At 60.5% G+C, this 17,778-nt stretch carries 16 protein-coding genes; 6 read left to right on the forward strand and 10 right to left on the reverse strand.

Translation table 11 applies throughout. The annotated features are described in order from the left end of the window. The first annotated feature begins 136 nt into the window (after positions 1-136). The 3 genes from JTJ32_RS15660 (at position 137) to JTJ32_RS15670 (ending at position 1,844) form a co-directional block, all read left to right on the forward strand. Positions 137-415 carry a polyhydroxyalkanoic acid system family protein gene (locus tag JTJ32_RS15660; protein ID WP_004882685.1) on the forward strand — a complete coding sequence of 93 codons (279 nt, stop codon included), beginning with the start codon at positions 137-139 and terminating at the stop codon, positions 413-415. Positions 416-574: 159 nt separating this feature from the next. Next, positions 575-1,048, forward strand: coding sequence for a phasin family protein (locus JTJ32_RS15665; RefSeq protein WP_099229380.1), 474 nt, complete (start codon positions 575-577; stop codon positions 1,046-1,048). A 10-nt stretch (positions 1,049-1,058) separates the two neighbouring features. Beyond that, on the forward strand, positions 1,059-1,844 hold the full coding sequence (locus tag JTJ32_RS15670) for a phasin family protein (protein WP_099229381.1): 786 nt from the start codon (positions 1,059-1,061) through the stop codon (positions 1,842-1,844). 103 nt (positions 1,845-1,947) lie between these two features. Here the strand turns inward: JTJ32_RS15670 and JTJ32_RS15675 are convergent, their stop codons facing one another. The 10 genes from JTJ32_RS15675 to JTJ32_RS15720 form a co-directional block, all read right to left on the reverse strand. Then, positions 1,948-2,562 (reverse strand): TetR/AcrR family transcriptional regulator, encoded by a 615-nt coding sequence (locus JTJ32_RS15675; protein WP_210042583.1) that lies wholly within the window; start codon positions 2,560-2,562, stop codon positions 1,948-1,950. A gap of 81 nt (positions 2,563-2,643) precedes the next feature. Continuing rightward, positions 2,644-4,329: a class II poly(R)-hydroxyalkanoic acid synthase gene (phaC, locus tag JTJ32_RS15680; RefSeq protein WP_099229383.1), complete on the reverse strand. Its 1,686-nt coding sequence runs from the start codon at positions 4,327-4,329 to the stop codon at positions 2,644-2,646. Between the two features lie 166 nt (positions 4,330-4,495). Next, on the reverse strand, positions 4,496-5,353 hold the full coding sequence (phaZ, locus tag JTJ32_RS15685) for a poly(3-hydroxyalkanoate) depolymerase (protein ID WP_099229384.1): 858 nt from the start codon (positions 5,351-5,353) through the stop codon (positions 4,496-4,498). Positions 5,354-5,484: 131 nt separating this feature from the next. Further along, complete coding sequence (gene phaC / locus JTJ32_RS15690; RefSeq protein WP_210042584.1) at positions 5,485-7,164, reverse strand: class II poly(R)-hydroxyalkanoic acid synthase; 1,680 nt, start codon at positions 7,162-7,164, stop codon at positions 5,485-5,487. Between the two features lie 369 nt (positions 7,165-7,533). Beyond that, positions 7,534-7,911: a gamma-butyrobetaine hydroxylase family protein gene (locus tag JTJ32_RS15695; protein WP_210042585.1), complete on the reverse strand. Its 378-nt coding sequence runs from the start codon at positions 7,909-7,911 to the stop codon at positions 7,534-7,536. A gap of 102 nt (positions 7,912-8,013) precedes the next feature. Next, positions 8,014-9,351, reverse strand: coding sequence for an ATP-dependent protease ATPase subunit HslU (gene hslU, locus JTJ32_RS15700; protein WP_099229387.1), 1,338 nt, complete (start codon positions 9,349-9,351; stop codon positions 8,014-8,016). 41 nt (positions 9,352-9,392) lie between these two features. Next, complete coding sequence (gene hslV, locus JTJ32_RS15705) at positions 9,393-9,923, reverse strand: ATP-dependent protease subunit HslV (RefSeq protein WP_004882674.1); 531 nt, start codon at positions 9,921-9,923, stop codon at positions 9,393-9,395. Between the two features lie 287 nt (positions 9,924-10,210). Further along, complete coding sequence (locus JTJ32_RS15710) at positions 10,211-10,906, reverse strand: SPOR domain-containing protein (RefSeq protein ID WP_122421613.1); 696 nt, start codon at positions 10,904-10,906, stop codon at positions 10,211-10,213. A gap of 1 nt (position 10,907) precedes the next feature. Then, positions 10,908-12,644, reverse strand: a complete 1,737-nt coding sequence (argS, locus tag JTJ32_RS15715) for an arginine--tRNA ligase (protein ID WP_099229389.1) — start codon at positions 12,642-12,644, stop codon at positions 10,908-10,910. A gap of 217 nt (positions 12,645-12,861) precedes the next feature. Then, entirely contained in the window at positions 12,862-15,081 is a 2,220-nt protein-coding gene (locus JTJ32_RS15720) for a primosomal protein N' (RefSeq protein WP_184321941.1), read from the reverse strand. A gap of 165 nt (positions 15,082-15,246) precedes the next feature. On the opposite strand from JTJ32_RS15720, the gene rpmE reads away from it, so the two are divergent. From rpmE to JTJ32_RS15735, 3 genes are all read left to right on the forward strand, one after another. After that, positions 15,247-15,468, forward strand: a complete 222-nt coding sequence (gene rpmE, locus JTJ32_RS15725; RefSeq protein ID WP_024686334.1) for a 50S ribosomal protein L31 — start codon at positions 15,247-15,249, stop codon at positions 15,466-15,468. Positions 15,469-15,481: 13 nt separating this feature from the next. Further along, on the forward strand, positions 15,482-16,276 hold the full coding sequence (locus JTJ32_RS15730; RefSeq protein ID WP_210042586.1) for a thermonuclease family protein: 795 nt from the start codon (positions 15,482-15,484) through the stop codon (positions 16,274-16,276). A gap of 183 nt (positions 16,277-16,459) precedes the next feature. Then, positions 16,460-17,728 (forward strand): malic enzyme-like NAD(P)-binding protein, encoded by a 1,269-nt coding sequence (locus JTJ32_RS15735; RefSeq protein WP_099229392.1) that lies wholly within the window; start codon positions 16,460-16,462, stop codon positions 17,726-17,728. Positions 17,729-17,778: the final 50 nt, after the last annotated feature.

Below are 17,778 nucleotides of genomic sequence, written 5' to 3' on the forward strand. Positions count from 1 at the left end.
ACCGGAATAGATTGCGGGCCATTCTAATCGTCAAGGCTGGCTTTGTCTTGACAAGGCTCACCGCCAACGCTTTCTTGGATGCAGACGGGTGTATATAGTTGCGCCGCATTTCATACGATGATCAAGGAACTCTCTCATGGCGAAGATAACTGTTGAGCGCCCTCATTCCCTGGGCCGGGAGCAGGCGCGCGAGAAGGCAGAGCAGTTGGTGGAAAAGCTGGCCGACCGATACGGCCTGGCCCATGAGTGGGTAGGCGACACCGTGAAACTCGAAGGCAAGGGAGCCAAGGGGAAGGTGGAAGTCGAGGACGAGCTGATTCGCATCAATATCGACCTGAACTTCATCCTGTCGACCATGAGTGGCTCGATCAAGTCCGAGGTCGAGCGCGTGCTGGACAAGGCACTGGCTGCCTGAGACCGTCTGAAGCGTAATCCCCGTCTGTCGGCGTCTGGCAGGCGGCCGGGCACCGTTCCTTCTTTATCACCCTAGGGTGAGCATTCTAATTTTTCTCCGTAGCTTTGAGCTTATGCCCCTATCGGGCGGTTCCTTCAACTTTCGAGCATGAGGTGCACCATGGCCAGAGCGACCACCAAGAAAAAAATCGAAGACGAACAGGCTTCCACCTTTTCCGACGTCAAACTGTATGCCCGCAAGATCTGGCTGGCAGGCCTGGGCGCCTATGCCAAGGTCAACGAGGAAGGCACCCAGTACGTCAAAGAGCTGATCAAGACCGGCGAAGAAGCAGAGAAAGAGGCCAAGAAAGCTCTCGATCAAAAACTGGAAGCCGCGAACAGCGAAATGGACTCGATCAAGGGCGAAGTGTCCGATGCCAAGGGGCGTGTCGAAGCGCAACTCGACCGAATTGAAAGTGCGTTCGACCGCCGCGTCGCAAAGGCCTTGAACCGCATCGGCATCCCATCTAAACATGATGTTGACACGCTCTCTGCTAAGCTCGATGAGCTGACGGCATTGCTTGAACGTGTCGGGCCTAAAAAGCTCGAACGCTCTGAGCCTAAACGACTCGAACGTTCCGAGCCTGGACAATAAGGAGAGCAGGATGGCTGGCAAGAAAAAGGTAGAGAAAGAAGGCAGCTCCTGGATTGGCGAGGTTGAGAAGTACTCTCGCCAAATCTGGCTGGCTGGTTTGGGCGCTTACTCCAAGATAAGCAATGACGGCAGTAAGCTTTTCGAGACGTTGGTAAAAGACGGCGAGAAGGCCGAAAAGCAGACCAAGGCCGAAGCGCAGAAACAGATCGACGAAGTCAAGGACACCACCAAGGCAGCCAAATCCCGCGTCGGTGATGTCAAGGACATGGCGCTGGGCAAGTGGAGCGAGCTGGAAGGTGCATTCGACAAGCGTTTGAACAGTGCCATTTCGCGCCTGGGTGTGCCGAGCCGTAACGAAGTCCAGGCGCTGCACAGCAAGGTCGATCAACTGACTCAGCAGATCGAGCAACTGACTGGCGCCAAGGCGCGTCCAGTTGCATCGCGCGCTGCAGCCGCGCCCAAGCCTGCTCCCAAGACCACGGCCAAACCGCTGAAAACAGCGGCCAAGACCGTCGCCAAGACGGCAGACAAGGTCGCGGATAAAGCAGCAGCGGCCAAACCTGCGGCCAGAAAGGCAGCGGCCAAGCCACTTGATGCTGCCGAGAAAGCCGCTTCCAAAACCGCCAGCAAGGCGAGGGATGCTGCCAAGCCGGCCGCGAAACCTGCTGCGCCGAGAAAACCTGCCGCCAGAAAAGCCGCCGCGCCCAAGCCTGCCGCTTCGGCCACGGCAGACAGCTCGAAACCGGCTGCCGCCCCGACGCCTCCACCGGAAGCGCCAGCCAACCAGCCTTCGTAAGAAGACCGTAACGTCAAAGCCCGGCCTGCTCAGCAGGTCGGGCTTCAAGCCTTTCGCCAAGCCTGTCAGGCTCCTTTCGGTGAAGGCCGTTGCTGATCAATCCTCACCGCCCCAGATAGTCCATCGCAATCTGCTCGGCCACCTGCCTTGAGGTGGGCAGCAGGTGCGGGGTGACCAGCATCATGATCTGGTAAACGACCACCCGCACGTCGCCTTCGCGCCCTAGAATCCGCTGGTAGTCCAGCGAGAACAGCAGGGTCATGGTGATCTGTTCCACCAGTTGTCCCAGCGCCTGGGTTTCACTGACCAGCTGGCCCTGGGATTTCAGGCGGGCCAGCAGTGAGGCCAGAGTGCGTTTGAGCGAGTTGAGCAGGTTGCGTATCCCACGCGCCAGTTTGGGCAGGCGGCCGGCGAGGTTGGACAGGTCCTGAAACAGGAATCGGTAATGCGACAGCCGCTCGACGATCAGGTGCAGGAACATCCAGTAGTCCTCGGCGTTGAGCCGGGCGTCTGCTGGTGGGTCGAGCAGCGGCGCAAGCTCGGCCTGGAAACGCTCGAACAGGCTCAGGATCAAAGGTTCCTTGCCATGAAAGTGGTAATACAGGTTGCCAGGGCTGATGCCCATTTCGTTGGCGATTTCCAGGGTGGAAACGTTGGGTTCGCCTTGTTGGTTGAACAGCGTCAGTGCACATTCGAGGATACGGTCGCGGGTCTTCATCCGGTCTTCTTGTTCGAAAATCACAAAACAGGTGATTGATAAGGGGCACGACGCATCGGCCGGCCCCTTCGAGTCAGGCCATCAGCGCACGTGCACGTAGGTGCCGGGCGCAGCCTCCATCGGTGGGAATTTCGCGTTGCCCAGTTCTGTGCGGGTTTCCCGCTCGGTGCCAGAGTGCTCCTGAATCCAGGTCAGCCATTCAGGCCACCAACTGCCGTCATGGCTTTGTGCGTCGTAATACCAGGCACGCGGATCGCTGCTGAGCTTGCCGTTTTCGACGTAGGTGGCTTTCGGGTTGCCCGGAGGATTCAGGATGCTCTGCACGTGGCCGCTGTTGGACAGGATGAAACGCCGCTCGCCGCCCAGCAGCAGGGTCGAACGGTAGACCGAATCCCAAGGCGTGATGTGGTCGTTGATGCCGGCGATGCTGAAGCTGTCCACCGTGACTTTCTGCAGATCGATGGGCGTGCCGCAGACTTCCAGACCGCCCGGATGGCTGAGTGGGTTGTGCTTGAAGAAGTCCAGCAGGTCACCGTGCAGCGCGGCTGGCAGGCGCGTGGTGTCGTTGTTCCAGTACAGGATGTCGAACGGCGGCGGTGCCTTGCCCAGCAGGTAGTTATTGACCCAGTAACTCCAGATCAGGTCGTTGGGGCGCATCCAGGCGAACACCCGGCTCATGTCGCTGCCTTCCAGAACACCCCGTTGATAGGAACGCCGCTTGGCCGCTTCCAGTGCTTCTTCATCGATGAACAGCGTGGCCGGGCTTTCGATCTGGCTGTCCAGCAGGCTGACCATGTAGGTCGCGCTGGCCACCCGGCGAATCTGGCGCTTGGCCTGCAAATGGCCCAGCAGCGCAGCGATGGTCAGGCCGCCCGCACAGGCGCCCACCATATTGACCTCGCGCGCGCCGGTGATCGCCCGGCACACGTTCATGGCTTCTTCGGTCGCTTCCACATAACTGGACAGGCCCCATTCCCGGTGCCGCACATCCGGGTTGCGCCAACTGATGACAAACGTCTGCAGGCCGTTTTTCAACGCGTACTGTACGAAGCTGTTGGTGGGGCTCAGGTCGAAGATGTAGTACTTGTTGATCTGTGGCGGGACGATCAGCATCGGCCGGTTGAACTGTTTTTCGCTCATCGGCTTGTACTGGATCAATTCCAGCATGTCGTTGCGAAACACTACTGCGCCGGGTGTGGCGGCCACCGTTCTGCCTATTTCGAAGGCGTCCCGGGTGGTCTGGCTGGGCAGACCGTTGTTGTGCAGCAGATCATCGGCCATGTGGCTCAGGCCCTTGATCAGACTGGTGCCGCCCGAGTTGAACAGTTCCTTGACCGCCAGCGGATTGAGCAGGGTATTGGTGGGCGACAGGGCGTCGTTGAGCAGGTTGAACAGAAAGTGCGCGCGGGCCCGGTCATCCTTGGACAGATCGCAGTCGTCGATCCAGCGTTTGACCTGATGCTGCCAGCTCAGATAGGCCTGTAACCCACGACGGTACAGCGGGTTGAGGCTCCAGGTCGGGTCGGCGAAACGGCTGTCGCGAGGGTTGGGCGGGTAGGGCGTTTCGCCCAGCAACATCACTCGTCCCAGTTGACCGCCCAGCGCGAGGGCGTGACGGGCGCTGCGCAACGGATGCCGCCAGCCTTGGGCGGCGACGCTACGCAGGGTGGAAAAAAGGTCTCGCCCGCGCAGGCCGGTGACGGCGCTTTGCGCGTTGATGAAAGTGGCCGGGGTCATTTCGGCCACTTTCTTTGGTTTTTCTTGCATGAGGGCAACACTCCTTCGTCAAGCCATCAACCCATGGACTGGCGCAGGCCCGATCCCGGCGGCCTGCGTCGTTCTGCGCGGTTCGACACTCCTGTCTCTGGCGCAGTCGGTGAAGCGTATTCGTGTTCTCGAAGCGTTCCAGTGCCTTCGACCGTGACGGACGCAATCAGCGCGCTCTGGGAGGTGTGGGGTGCGGGTGCATGACCGCGCGTTGTCGTTCCTGTTGCAGAAAACCCATGATGATGGGAGCCACCGCTTCGGCTCGGGTGATCAAAAACAAATGTCCGTCATCGATTATGTGTAGCTGGGCATTGGGGATACGCCAGGCCAACAGGCGCATATTTACCAGCGGAATCAACGGATCGTCGTCACCGGCCAGTACCAGCGTGGGCTGATGAATCTTGTGCAGCCAGTGGATGCTGGTCCAGCCCATGCCCGCAAACAGCTGCCAGTAGTAACCCAGCTTGCCGGACGAGCGGACCTTGGCCGCATGGTTGGCTGCCAGATGAGGGTCGCGGCGAAAGGCGCCGCCGTAGATTTCCGGTGCGATACGAATCACGTGCGACGGCTGGATGTAGCGCCGCGGGCTCGCCATCAGCCACAGCACCCGCGGCTTGCCGGGCACCATCGCCATGCCGGCCGCCGTGGCGGCCAGCACCAGCTTCTTGCAGCGTTCCGGATAGTCGTGAGCGAACTGCTGCGCCAGCGCGCCGCCCCATGACACGCCAATCGCATTCACCTGCCCGTAATCCAGGTAATCGAGCATGCGCGCAGCCAGCTTCGCCAGCCCCGGAAAGCGGTAAGGACGTCTGGGTGTGGAAGAGCCGCCGACCCCAGGAACATCGAACGCGATGACCTCCAGATCCGGGTCCAGCGCATCGACGAACGGAAACACCAGCTCGAGGTTGGCGCCGATGCCGTTGAAGATCAGCAGCGGCGTCAAATGACTCTTGCCAGGTCGCACGGCGGTGCGAATGGTGTGACCGTCCAGGTCAATGGAGCGAAATACAAACGGTTGAGGCATGCGCGAAGCCCTGTTGGTTAAACCGCTGGGAAAGCAGTCCTGCGTTTCGACCAGATCGTACGTCTGTCATTCGCCTAACGAGCGCTGCCGGTCTTTTCATAGAGAACGGCAGCGTGCCTTCTTCCTTGAGTCTAGCGTTCGTGAACGTAGGTGCCGGGCGATGCTTCTCCTGCCGGAAACGCCTTGTTGCCAAGCGATGCAGGTGCCTTTTTGAGCTTGCCGGAACGCTCTGTCTGCCAGGCCTGCCAGTGCAACCACCATGAGTCGGTGTGCTTGGTGCCGTTTTCCTGCCATTCGTCCGGCGTGGCCGGCAGCTCGGTGTTGGTCATGTAGCGCGACTTGGGGTTGCCGGGCGGATTGAGAATGCTCTGGATGTGCCCGCTGCTGGACAGCACGAACTCGGTCTTGCCGCCAAACAGACGCGCAGACTTGTAGCACGACGGCCACGGCGTGATGTGGTCGTTGGTGCCCGCCAGACAGAACACGTCGGTGGTGACCTGTTTCAGGTCGATCGGCGTGCCGCAGACTTCCAGCGCATTGGGCCGGGTCAGCGGGTTGTTCTTGAACATCTCGATCAGGTCGCCATGAAAGGCCGCAGGCAGACGCGTGGTGTCGTTGTTCCAGAGCAGAATGTCGAAGACCGGCGGTTCGTTGCCGAGCAGGTAGTTATTGACCCAGTAGTTCCAGATCAGGTCGTTGGGGCGCATCCAGGCGAATACCTTGGCCATGTCCCGACCTTCCAGCACGCCCGCCTGATACGAATGGCGTTTGGCAGTTTCCAGGGTCTGCTCGTCGACGAACAACGCCACATCGGTGTCCAGCGTGGTGTCGAGTACGCTCACCAACAGGGTCATGGCATTGATCTTCTGGTCGCCGAGCGCGGCGTAATGACCCAGCAGCGCGGTGCAGGTGATGCCGCCCGAGCAGGCGCCCAGCACGTTGAGGTCTTTGCTGCCGGTGATCGCCAGCACCACATCCACCGCTTCCTTGAGCGCTTCGATGTAAGTCGACAGACCCCATTCGCGCTGGGCCTTGGTCGGGTTGCGCCAACTGATGATGAACGTCTGCACATTGCTGCGCAGGCAGAAGCGCGCCAGGCTTTTTTCCGGGCTCAGGTCGAAGACGTAGAATTTGTTGATCTGCGGCGGAATCACCAGCAGCGGTTTTTCATGAACCTGTTCGGTGATCGGCTTGTACTGGATCAGCTCCAGCACATCGTTGCGAAACACCACTGCACCTTCGGTCGTGCCCAGATTCTTGCCAACCTCGAACGCATCCATGTTCACCTGGCTCGGCATGCCGCCGTTGTGCACCAGGTCTTTGGCGAGGTGTGACAGACCGTCCAGCAGGCTTTTGCCGCCTGTCTCGAAGAAACGCTTTACCGCAGCGGGGTTCGCGGCCGAGTTGGTGGGCGACATCGCTTCGGTCATCAGATTGATCACAAAGTGAGCGCGACTGATGTCCTGCGGGGTGAGATTGCTGGCGCCTATCCAGTCGTGCAATTCCTTGCGCCAGGCCAGGTAAGTCTGCAGATAGCGGCGATAGAGCGGGTTCTGACTCCAGGCGGGATCGGCGAAGCGTCGATCGTCCGCAGACGGTTGCAGGGCGGATTTGCCGAACACCACATTCTTGAGTTCAACACTCAGATGCGCAACGTGCTTGAGGCTGTGGATCGGTTGCTTGAGCGCCTGGCGCAACACCATGCGAGCGGTGGTCAGTAAGTCCTTGCGACGCAAGCCCACCACCGGATTGAGATTCAAGGTGTGTTCAGAGGCCTGGCGCTGCAGGTCATCGTCTTTCGTGTTACTCATCTACGACGCTCCGTTGTCCTGAGACGAGTACCGCCACTACTTCCCTGTGAACCAGTGACACAGGCGAATAGCCGGTACTACTGCTCGTGTGACCTAAGATGGCTTGGCTGCCGATTCCTCGATTTTCATGCAGGCTACCGCGAAGGCATCCGAACAACTGCGCTTCGTGTAACCACTCCTTGCATACCACTTCTGCGCATCGAATCGATGCGGAGGAATTGCCAATGCCATTGGTTACGCGAGATTTCAAAAAATCGCAAGCAGCGACAGTCATTAGCCGCTGCGCGGAACATTGAAACAAATCCGATTAGAAAGCGCGTCCTAAAACGGCAGATGGCGTGCCAGGGCGGCGGGGAAGGGGATTGCGGGTCAGAGCATCAGTTTGACGACGTGCTCGGAAGGGTCTCGGGACTTGCCGGCTTTTTCCAGTTCCTGAAGGTAATCAGCCCACAGCGATTCCTGGCGCACGGCCAGTTCGTAAAGGTACTCCCAGGTGAACAGCCCGCTGTCGTGACCATCGTCGAAGGTCAGTTTCACCGCGTACTGACCGGCCGGTTCCACCTTGATCAAGCCCACATTCAGCTTGCCGTATTGCAGGATCGGCTTGCCGTGGCCCTGAACTTCGGCCGATGGCGAATGCGTGCGCAACAGTTCGGCTGGCAGATGGTATTGCTCGCCTGTCGCGTATTTCAGCGTCAGGGTTCGGGAGGCTTTGTGCAACTGAATGGCAGTGGGGATTCGGGTCATGGTTTCCGCTTTCGATGTTCTATCAAGCCACGCATCACCGGCGCGAACAACCTGGATACTAAAGGAGCGCCTCGCGCGGCGCTCCTCCAGGTGACGACAGGTTCAGAGAATGTAGCGTGACAGGTCTTCGTCCTTGGCCAGTTCGCCCAGGTGACTGTTGACGTAATCGGCGTCGATGGCGATCGGTGCAGCATCCGGACTGGACGCCATGTCCCCTGCGCTGAACGACACTTCTTCAAGCAGACGCTCAAGCAACGTGTGCAGACGACGCGCACCGATGTTCTCGGTCTTCTCGTTGACCTGCCAGGCGATCTCCGCCAGACGCTTGATGCCGTCGGGCTGGAACTCGATGTTCAGGCCTTCGGTCTTGAGCAACGCGCAGTACTGCTCGGTCAACGACGCGTGCGGCTCGCTGAGGATGCGTTCGAAGTCCTGCGGCGACAGGGCCTTGAGCTCGACACGGATCGGCAGACGACCCTGAAGCTCAGGCACCAGATCGCTCGGCTTGCTCAAATGGAACGCACCGGAGGCGATGAACAGGATGTGGTCGGTCTTGACCATGCCCAGCTTGGTGTTGACCGTGCAGCCTTCGATCAATGGCAGCAGGTCGCGCTGCACCCCTTCACGGGACACGTCCACGCCACCGGAATTGCCGCGCTTGGCGACCTTGTCGATCTCGTCGATGAACACGATACCGTGCTGCTCGACCGCTTCCAGCGCCTTGACCTTCAACTCTTCGTCGTTGACCAGGCGACCCGCTTCTTCTTCGCGCACCAGCTTGAGCGCTTCCTTGACCTTGAGCTTGCGGCTCTTCTTCTTGCCCTTGCCCATATTGGCAAACAGACTCTGAAGCTGGTTGGTCATCTCCTCCATGCCCGGCGGCGCGGAGATGTCGACGCCCACGGCCTCGTTGATCTCGATCTCGATTTCCTTGTCATCCAGCTGGCCTTCGCGCAGACGCTTGCGAAACAGCTGACGGGTGTTGGAATCGTTGGTCTGGACCGGGTCATCGTTGAAGCCGACACGGGCAGGTGGCAGCAGGGCATCGAGGATACGGTCTTCGGCAGCGTCTTCGGCACGGTGGCGAACCTTGACGATTTCCTGCTCGCGCAGCAGCTTGATCGCGGCATCGGCCAGATCGCGGATAATCGACTCGACATCACGACCGACATAGCCGACTTCGGTGAACTTGGTCGCTTCGACCTTGATGAACGGCGCATTGGCCAGCTTGGCCAGGCGACGGGCAATCTCGGTCTTGCCGACACCGGTCGGGCCGATCATCAGGATGTTCTTGGGCGTCACTTCGACGCGCAGCTCTTCAGGCAGCTGCATGCGGCGCCAACGGTTGCGCAGGGCAATGGCAACGGCGCGCTTGGCATCGTCCTGGCCGATGATATGGCGGTTGAGTTCGTGGACGATTTCGCGGGGAGTCATGGACATAATGATTGACGGTCCTCTGGCGCAAATGAAGCCGCAGCGGCTTATTCGGCGAGGTCCTGCTCCTCAATGGTGATGTTGTGGTTGGTGAACACGCAAATGTCGCCTGCGATGTGCAGCGAGGTTTCCGCGATTTCGCGTGCCGACAGATCGGTCTTGAGCAGCAGGGCGCGCGCGGCGGCCTGGGCGAATGCACCGCCGGAGCCCATCGCGATGAGGCCATCTTCCGGTTCAACGACGTCGCCGTTGCCGGTGATGATCAGCGAGGCGTCCTTATTGGCGACGGCCAGCATGGCCTCCAGACGGCTCAGCGAGCGGTCGGTGCGCCAGTCCTTGGCCAGTTCGACGGCGGCACGGACGAGATGGCCCTGGTGTTTTTCCAGCTGGCCTTCGAAGCGCTCGAACAGCGTGAATGCATCGGCGGTAGCACCGGCGAACCCGGCAATCACTTCGCCGTGGTAAAGGCGGCGCACTTTCTTGGCGTTGCCTTTCATGACGGTGTTGCCCAGGGAAACCTGGCCGTCGCCAGCCATGACGACTTTGCCGTGACGGCGCACTGAAACGATGGTGGTCAAGGGGAGAGTCTCCACGCAGCGGGGCGAAAATGCCCTGATGCAGACTCATATGGGGGTGGGGGCGGGTATTTCAACCGTTGGGGATGAATGGCCTTTCCGGGCGGCGTCGCCACGCAGGAGGGCGGGAACGATCATCAACGTGTCTGACTGAATGCATGCCTCGTGCGAGGCGGCTTGCCGGCGATGGCATCAGTTCAATCACTGATAGGCCGCTTCAGAAAAAGCATCGCCGGCAATCTGCCTCCCACAGTCCGTTGCAGCAAGACTTCGTTAGAACGATCAGCGCCTTACCGGCTCTGACGCTGCTGCAACAAAAGGTTACTGAATCCACCACCCGCCAGCTGCTTCTGGGCTGTGGTCAGTTGCTCGCGGTTGCTGAACGGGCCGACCAATACGCGGTACCAGGTTTCGTCCTTCACGGTGCCCGATTCCACGGTCGCGGTCTGGCCCAGCAGGATGATCTGCGCACGGACCTTCTCGGCGTCTGCCTGTTTGCGAAACGAACCCGCCTGCAGGAAGAATGTGGTCACCGCCGCCGGTTTGGTCGCCGCGACCGGAGGCGCTGGTGGCGGAGTCAGGCCGCTGAGCGCAGCCTGGGCGCGGGCGGTATCGATTTTGGCGGCCTGCTCCGGCGTAACCGGGGCAGTCGGCGCGACCGCAGGCGGCGTCTTTTCAGGCACCGCTTCGTTCGGCACGATCACTTCCGACTCGGGCAGCAAGGTGTAGAAGTCATATTTGGGCTTGACCGGGGCCGTCGGGCTCGGTGGCGTCTTGTTCGCCTCGGCGATTTTTGCCGCCTTGGCGTCAGCCTTGACCCGCTTGATGTCATCGCCGCCTGGCTCGAGCTTCATCAGAAAGACAACGAATGCGCCTACGGTCAAGCCAATGACCAGCCACAACCATCCTGGAATCGGCTTCTTCGCGGGTGCCTGATAACGGCTGGCGCCGCGCTTGGGTGCCGGTTTCTTCTTCGCAACTGCCAACTTACATACGCTCCAGAGTTTCCAGACCCAACAGATCCAGGCCTTGCTTGAGGGTGCGACCGGTCAGCGCTGCCAGACGCAGGCGGCTCTGTTGCTGATCGGGATTTTCGGCACCAAGGATCGGGCAGTTTTCGTAAAAGCTCGAAAACAGACCCGCAAGGTCATACAGGTAAGCACAGAGTACGTGAGGCGTGCCTTTTTCTGCGACGTTGTTCAGGGTTTCGGTGAATTGCGCCAGGCGGGCTGCCAGTTCCTGCTCTTGCGGAGCTTCCAGCGTGATCTTGCCTTTGCTGGCATCGAACGGCGTGCCCAGCTTGCGGAATACACCAGACACACGCGTGTAGGCGTAGAGCAGGTAAGGCGCTGTGTTGCCTTCGAAGCTCAGCATCTGATCGAAGTTGAAGCTGTAGTCGCTGGTGCGGTGCTTGGACAGGTCGGCGTATTTCACCGCGCTGATGCCCACCGCCCTGGCGATGTTGCGCAGCTCGGCTTCCGCAACTTCGGGGTTCTTTTCTTTTACCAGCGTGTAAGCGCGCTCTTCAGCTTCGTCGAGCAGATCGATCAGCTTTACCGTACCGCCATCGCGGGTCTTGAACGGACGGCCGTCGGCGCCGTTCATGGTGCCGAAGCCCATGTGCTCCAGCTGCATGCCCTCATGAACGAAGCCTGCGCGGCGCGCTACTTCGAACACCTGCTGGAAGTGCAGCGCCTGCCGCTGGTCAACGAAGTACAGCACGCGATCAGCCTTGAGCACCTTGCTGCGATAACGAATGGCGGCAAGGTCAGTGGTGGCGTACAGATAGCCGCCACCGGCCTTTTGCACGATCACGGGCAGTGGTGTGTCTTCGGCGGTGCGGAATTCTTCGAGGAATACGCACAGGGCACCATTGCTTTCCACCAGCAGGCCCGTGGCTTTCAAGTCGCTGACCACATTGGCCAGATCGTCGTTGTAGGCGCTTTCGCCCATGACATCGGCCGGCGTCAGATTGACGTTGAGGCGCTCGTAGGTCTTCTGGCAGTGCGACAGCGAGATTTCGTTGAAGCGTTTCCAGAGCGCCAGGCATTCGGCATCGCCGCCCTGCAGCTTGACCACGAGCCCGCGGGCGCGCTCGGCGAACTCTTCGGATTCGTCGAAACGCTGCTTCGCTGCCCGATAGAAGTTTTCCAGGTCCGACAGCTCGTCGCTGGTCGCCGGTTTTTCCTGAAGATAAGCGAGCAGCATGCCGAACTGGGTGCCCCAGTCGCCGACGTGGTTCTGGCGAATGACGGTATCGCCCAGAAAGCCGAGGACATTGGCTACGCCGTCACCAATGATGGTCGAGCGCAGATGGCCGACGTGCATTTCCTTGGCCAGGTTCGGTGCTGACAGGTCGACCACCACACGCTGCGCCGGGCCTGCCTTGCGTACCGCAAGGTGCGGGTCGGCCAGGGCTGCGTCCAGACGCGCGGCCAGGGCTTGAGTGTTCTGAAAGAAATTCAGAAAGCCGGGACCTGCGATTTCCACCTTGCTGACCTGCTCATCGGCGGGCAGCGCTGCAATCAGCTTTTCAGCCAGATCGCGCGGCTTCATCCCGGCGGGCTTGGCGAGCATCATCGCGATGTTGCTGGCGAAGTCGCCGTGGGTCTTGTCGCGAGCGTTCTCGACCTGGATCGCCGGCGTCAGCCCTTCTGGCAAGACGCCCTCGGTGACGAGACGGGTCAGGGCTTGTTGAATCAGCTGGCGAATGGTGTCTTTCATGATGCTCTCTTCGACCGCAAGCGCGGTGGCGCCTGGATGCGCGGGTGGAAAAACTTTGCATTATCCGTTGCTCAAGCCGCCTTGCCAACCGTGTTGGTTTTGAGGCGCCTATCCATGCGGACCATTCAGGTATTCCCCTGCGTCGGAGAGGCTGCCCTGTCTTGCGATAAACACTGGGCGTCTCCCACAAGAAGCAGCGTTTATGCAGGGGGGTTGATCAGTACAGGTCAACGGGGTCCACGTCCAGCGACCACCTGACCTGCCTGCCACTGGGCATCTGCTCAAGAGCGATCAGCCAGTTGCTCAGCAATTTGTGCAGTGGCGCACGGGCGCTGGACTGCAACAGCAATTGCGCGCGATAGCGTCCGGCACGACGTTCCATCGGTGCGGGCACCGGGCCGAGCAGTTCGATGCCGCCCAGGCTCATGTCAGTCAGCAGTTGTTCCGCCTCGCTGCAGGCCTGATCCAGAAACGCTTCGGCCTGCCCCGGCTTGTGTGCTTCGGCGCGCAGCAACGCAAGGTGCGAGAACGGCGGCAGACCGGCCGAGCGGCGCTCGCTCAAGGCCTGTTCGGCGAACGCGAAATAGCCCTGTTCGGTGAGCTGGATCAACAAGGGGTGGTCGGCCAGATGCGTCTGAATGATCACGCGGCCCGGCTCCTCGGCCCGGCCTGCACGCCCGGCGACCTGGACGATCAGTTGTGCCATGCGCTCGCTGGCGCGGAAATCGCCGGAGAACAGCCCGCCGTCGGCATCCAGAATCGACACCAGCGTGACGCGGGGGAAGTGATGCCCCTTGGCGAGCATCTGCGTGCCGACCAGAATGCACGGCTGGCCGCGCTGGATGGTCGCGAACAGCTGATTCATCGCATCCTTGCGCGAGGTGCTGTCGCGATCGACGCGCAGCACCGGGTAATCCGGAAACAGTATCGCCAGACGCTCTTCGGCGCGCTCGGTGCCTGCGCCGACTGGCCGCAGATCCACCTTGCCGCACGACGGGCACTGACGCGGCACTCGTTCAACGTACCCGCAGTGGTGACAGCGCAGCTCGCCGGAGCGCTGGTGCACCGTCATGCGCGCGTCGCAGCGCTGACAGCCGGACATCCAGCCGCAGTCGTGGCACAGCAGGGTCGGCGCAAAGCCGCGGCGGTTGAGAAACACCAGCACCTGCTGGCCAGCTGCAAGGGTCTGACCAATGGCTTGTTGCATCGGCCCGGAGATGCCGCTGTCCAGCGGTCTGCTTTTTACGTCCAGTCGCAGAAAGCGTGGCTGTTGCGCGCCGCCGGCACGTTGATTCAGGCGCAGCAGGCCGTAACGACCGGTGTAGGCGTTATGCAGGCTTTCCAGTGATGGGGTGGCCGAGCCGAGCACAATCGGGATGTTTTCCTGACGGGCACGCACCAGCGCCAGATCGCGAGCGTGATAACGCAGACCTTCCTGCTGTTTATAGGAACCGTCGTGCTCTTCGTCGATGATGATCAGGCCAGGGTTTTTCATGGGCGTGAACAGCGCCGAGCGGGTGCCGATAATAATGTCGGCTTCGCCATCACGCGCCGCCAGCCAGGCATCCAGTCGCTCACGGTCGTTGACGGCTGAATGTATCAGCGCAATACGTGCATTGAAGCGCTGTTCGAAGCGCGCCAGGGTCTGCGGCCCCAGGTTGATTTCCGGGATCAGTACCAGCGCCTGCTTGCCCGCCTCCAGCGTCTCGCGGATCAGTTGCAGATAGACTTCGGTCTTGCCGCTGCCCGTCACGCCTGCCAGCAGAAACGCATGGAAGCTATCGAACCCGGCGCGTATGGCTTCATAGGCGGCGCGCTGCTCGGTGTTAAGCGGCAATTCCGGCTGCGCCAGCCAGTGCTCATGCCGCGCACTGGGCGCGTGGCTGCGCACTTCGACGTACACCAGCTCCTTGGCCAGCAACAGATTGAGGCTATCCTTATTAAGCATCAGCTTGCTGAGCAGTTGATGCGCCACACCATGAGGATGCTGGGCGAGGGTGGTCAGGGCTTCGCGCTGCTTGGGTGCACGGGCGATGCGCGAGTCGTCGACGCTGGCGCCGGGTGACACGTGCCAGAAGCGTTCCTGGCGGGTTTCGGCCAGTTCGCCCTGACGCAGCAGCACCGGCAAGGCCCAGCTCAAGGTATCGCCCAGGCTGTGCTGATAATACTGGGACGTCCACAGGCACAGCTTGAACAGCGCGGCGGGCAGCGGTGCCTGGCTGTCGAGCAAGGCAATCGCGGGCTTCAATTTGTCAGCAGGTACTTCACTGTGATCCACGACCTCGACCAGAATGCCGATCATTTCCCGCCGGCCGAATGGCACCCGCAGACGCATGCCGGGCTGCAGTGCGCTGCGCGACACGCCAGCGGGGGCGCGGTAATCGAACAGGCGGCGAAGCGGCGAGGGCAGGGCAAGGCGCAGGATGGCGTTGGGCACGCGGTGTTTCCCTGTGGCGGTCGTGGGCGATGCGCGATCTTAGCAGACGACCGGTGCAAAGGTTCGCTTGCGTCGTTTCGATTGTCTGATACTATCCACGGCCTATTTCCGTGCGGTATTCAACAATAGTGTTGGGTGGCGGCACGCTAGACTGAGGAAGTACCGATGAAAGCTGATATCCATCCAGTTTACGAAGCCATTGACGCAACCTGCAGCTGCGGCAATGTCATCAAGACCCGTTCCACTCTCGCCGCTCCTCTGAGCCTCGACGTGTGCAACGAGTGCCACCCGTTCTACACTGGCAAGCAGAAGACGCTTGACATCGGCGGCCGTGTCGACAAGTTCAAATCCCGTTTCGGTGCGTTCGGCGCAACCAAAGCGAAGTAAGACTGGCTGCCTCATGGGCATTTCCAGACTGCTTGAAAAGACGCCCCTTGTGGGCGTCTTTTTTATGTCCGCGATTTGGCTGTCCGGCGCAGAAGCGTTCTGCCCTGCGCCGGACGGTTTGCCCGTTGTAAAGGTGCAGCGCGTGGTGGACGGTGACACCCTGCGTCTGAGCGATGGTCGCAGTGTACGAATGATCGGTCTCAATACGCCCGAGACCGGCAAGCGCGGTCAGCCCGCCGAGCCGTTCGCCGAAGCGGGCAAGCGACGCCTGCAAGCGTTGGTCAAAGACAGTGACGGCCAGGTTCGCCTGCAGATCGGTCAGCAGGCCAGGGATCGTTACGGTCGCACGCTGGCCAACGTCTACGGTCGCAACGGCACCAACCTCGAGGCGCAGTTGCTGAGCGAAGGACTCGGCTATCTGGTTGCCGTCGCGCCCAATACGGCGCTGGTCGATTGCCAGCAGAGCGCCGAGCGTCAGGCGCGCCAGGCCAGACTGGGCCTGTGGCGTAACGCTCCTGTGCAATCTGCCAGTCGTATCAACAAAGGCGGCTTTGCCGTGATATCCGGGCGCGTGAAGAGCGTTCAACGCAACCGCGGCGGAGTCTGGATCGAACTCGACGGTCCATTGGTGCTACGCGTTGCCCCTGATCTGCTGCCAGCCTTCGATGTGGCGAAGCTTGAGCGGCTAAAGGGCCGACAGGTTGAAGCGCGGGGCTGGGTGGTGGACCGTTCCCGGCGCGGTGGTCTACAGTCAGGACAGGCTCGCTGGCTGATGCCGCTGACCCATCCGGCCATGCTCAACCCCTAGGCATCGCCTGCAATCCCGGGCCTTTCGACGAGCGGTTCGGCTTTTTGTGTTTCCAGTGCCTTAGCGGAAAGTCTAACTTCTCGCCCCTTGACAGCAGTGACTGGTCAGTCTTGTTAGGACTATGCATCTTGCGTATCCTCGGCGGTCCGTCTGTCCCACAGTAAAAAAAGCGGAATCCAATACATGTCAGATTTGAAAACTGCCGCGCTCGATTACCATGCCAATCCCCGTCCAGGGAAGCTGAGCGTAGAACTCACCAAGCCGACCGCAACCGCTCGTGACCTGGCTCTGGCCTACAGCCCTGGCGTTGCTGAACCCGTGCGTGAAATTGCCCGTGACCCGGAGCTGGCTTACAAGTACACCGGCAAAGGCAACCTGGTAGCAGTTATCTCCGATGGCACCGCAATTCTCGGCCTTGGCGATCTGGGCCCACTGGCCTCCAAGCCAGTCATGGAAGGTAAAGGCGTTCTGTTCAAGCGTTTCGCCGGTATCGACGTTTTCGATATCGAAGTCGATTCCGAAAGCCCGCAGGCCTTCATCGACACCGTAAAGCGCATCTCGATTACCTTCGGTGGTATCAACCTGGAAGACATCAAGGCGCCGGAGTGCTTTGAAATCGAGAAAGCGCTGATCGAACAGTGCGACATCCCGGTGTTCCACGATGACCAGCACGGCACTGCTATCGTGACCGCAGCCGGCATGATCAACGCCCTGGAAATCGTCGGCAAAACCCTCGACACCGCGAAGATCGTCTGCCTGGGCGCTGGTGCTGCTGCCATCTCCTGCATGAAGCTGCTGGTGAGCATGGGCGCGAAGATCGAAAACATCTTCATGATCGACCGCACCGGCGTGATCCACTCCGGACGTACCGACCTGAACCAGTACAAGGCTGTGTTCGCACATGCCACTGAAAAGCGCACGCTGACCGATGCGCTGGATGGCGCTGACGTATTCGTGGGCCTGTCCGGTCCTAACCTGCTGAGTGCTGAAAATCTCAAGCTGATGGCCAAGGATCCGATCGTGTTCGCCTGCTCGAACCCTGATCCGGAAATCTCCCCGGAGCTGGCTCACGCCACTCGCAGCGACGTGATCATGGCGACCGGCCGTTCGGACTACCCGAACCAGGTCAACAACGTACTGGGCTTCCCGTTCATTTTCCGCGGTGCTCTGGACGTTCGCGCCAAACGCATCAACGAAGAAATGAAGATCGCCGCAGCCAACGCCCTGCGCGAACTGGCCAAACTGCCGGTTCCTCAGGAAGTGTGCGACGCCTATGGCGGCATCAAACTGGAATTCGGTCGTGAATACATCATCCCGAAACCCATGGACACCCGCCTGCTGGGCCTGATCGCCGAAGCAGTCGCCAAGGCCGCTATCGAAAGCGGTGTGGCCACCCTGCCATATCCGAAGCACTACCCGCTGACCAGCGTGGACGACGTGTTCAAGGGCTGATTTCCTTGAAGCAATAAAAAACCCGCAGAGATGCGGGTTTTTTTATAAGA

The organism is Pseudomonas alliivorans, assembly GCF_017826695.1.
Lineage (GTDB): Bacteria > Pseudomonadota > Gammaproteobacteria > Pseudomonadales > Pseudomonadaceae > Aquipseudomonas > Aquipseudomonas alliivorans.

What these genes read in the sequence shown, in the direction of transcription:
- JTJ32_RS15660 (WP_004882685.1), top strand. Translation starts at nt 137, where the DNA reads ATGGCGAAGATAACTGTTGAGCGCCCTCATTCCCTGGGCCGGGAGCAG.
- JTJ32_RS15665 (WP_099229380.1), top strand. Translation starts at nt 575, where the DNA reads ATGGCCAGAGCGACCACCAAGAAAAAAATCGAAGACGAACAGGCTTCC.
- JTJ32_RS15670 (WP_099229381.1), top strand. Translation starts at nt 1,059, where the DNA reads ATGGCTGGCAAGAAAAAGGTAGAGAAAGAAGGCAGCTCCTGGATTGGC.
- JTJ32_RS15675 (WP_210042583.1), bottom strand. Translation starts at nt 2,562, where the DNA reads ATGAAGACCCGCGACCGTATCCTCGAATGTGCACTGACGCTGTTCAAC.
- phaC (WP_099229383.1), bottom strand. Translation starts at nt 4,329, where the DNA reads ATGCAAGAAAAACCAAAGAAAGTGGCCGAAATGACCCCGGCCACTTTC.
- phaZ (WP_099229384.1), bottom strand. Translation starts at nt 5,353, where the DNA reads ATGCCTCAACCGTTTGTATTTCGCTCCATTGACCTGGACGGTCACACC.
- phaC (WP_210042584.1), bottom strand. Translation starts at nt 7,164, where the DNA reads ATGAGTAACACGAAAGACGATGACCTGCAGCGCCAGGCCTCTGAACAC.
- JTJ32_RS15695 (WP_210042585.1), bottom strand. Translation starts at nt 7,911, where the DNA reads ATGACCCGAATCCCCACTGCCATTCAGTTGCACAAAGCCTCCCGAACC.
- hslU (WP_099229387.1), bottom strand. Translation starts at nt 9,351, where the DNA reads ATGTCCATGACTCCCCGCGAAATCGTCCACGAACTCAACCGCCATATC.
- argS (WP_099229389.1), bottom strand. Translation starts at nt 12,644, where the DNA reads ATGAAAGACACCATTCGCCAGCTGATTCAACAAGCCCTGACCCGTCTC.
- rpmE (WP_024686334.1), top strand. Translation starts at nt 15,247, where the DNA reads ATGAAAGCTGATATCCATCCAGTTTACGAAGCCATTGACGCAACCTGC.
- JTJ32_RS15730 (WP_210042586.1), top strand. Translation starts at nt 15,482, where the DNA reads ATGGGCATTTCCAGACTGCTTGAAAAGACGCCCCTTGTGGGCGTCTTT.
- JTJ32_RS15735 (WP_099229392.1), top strand. Translation starts at nt 16,460, where the DNA reads ATGTCAGATTTGAAAACTGCCGCGCTCGATTACCATGCCAATCCCCGT.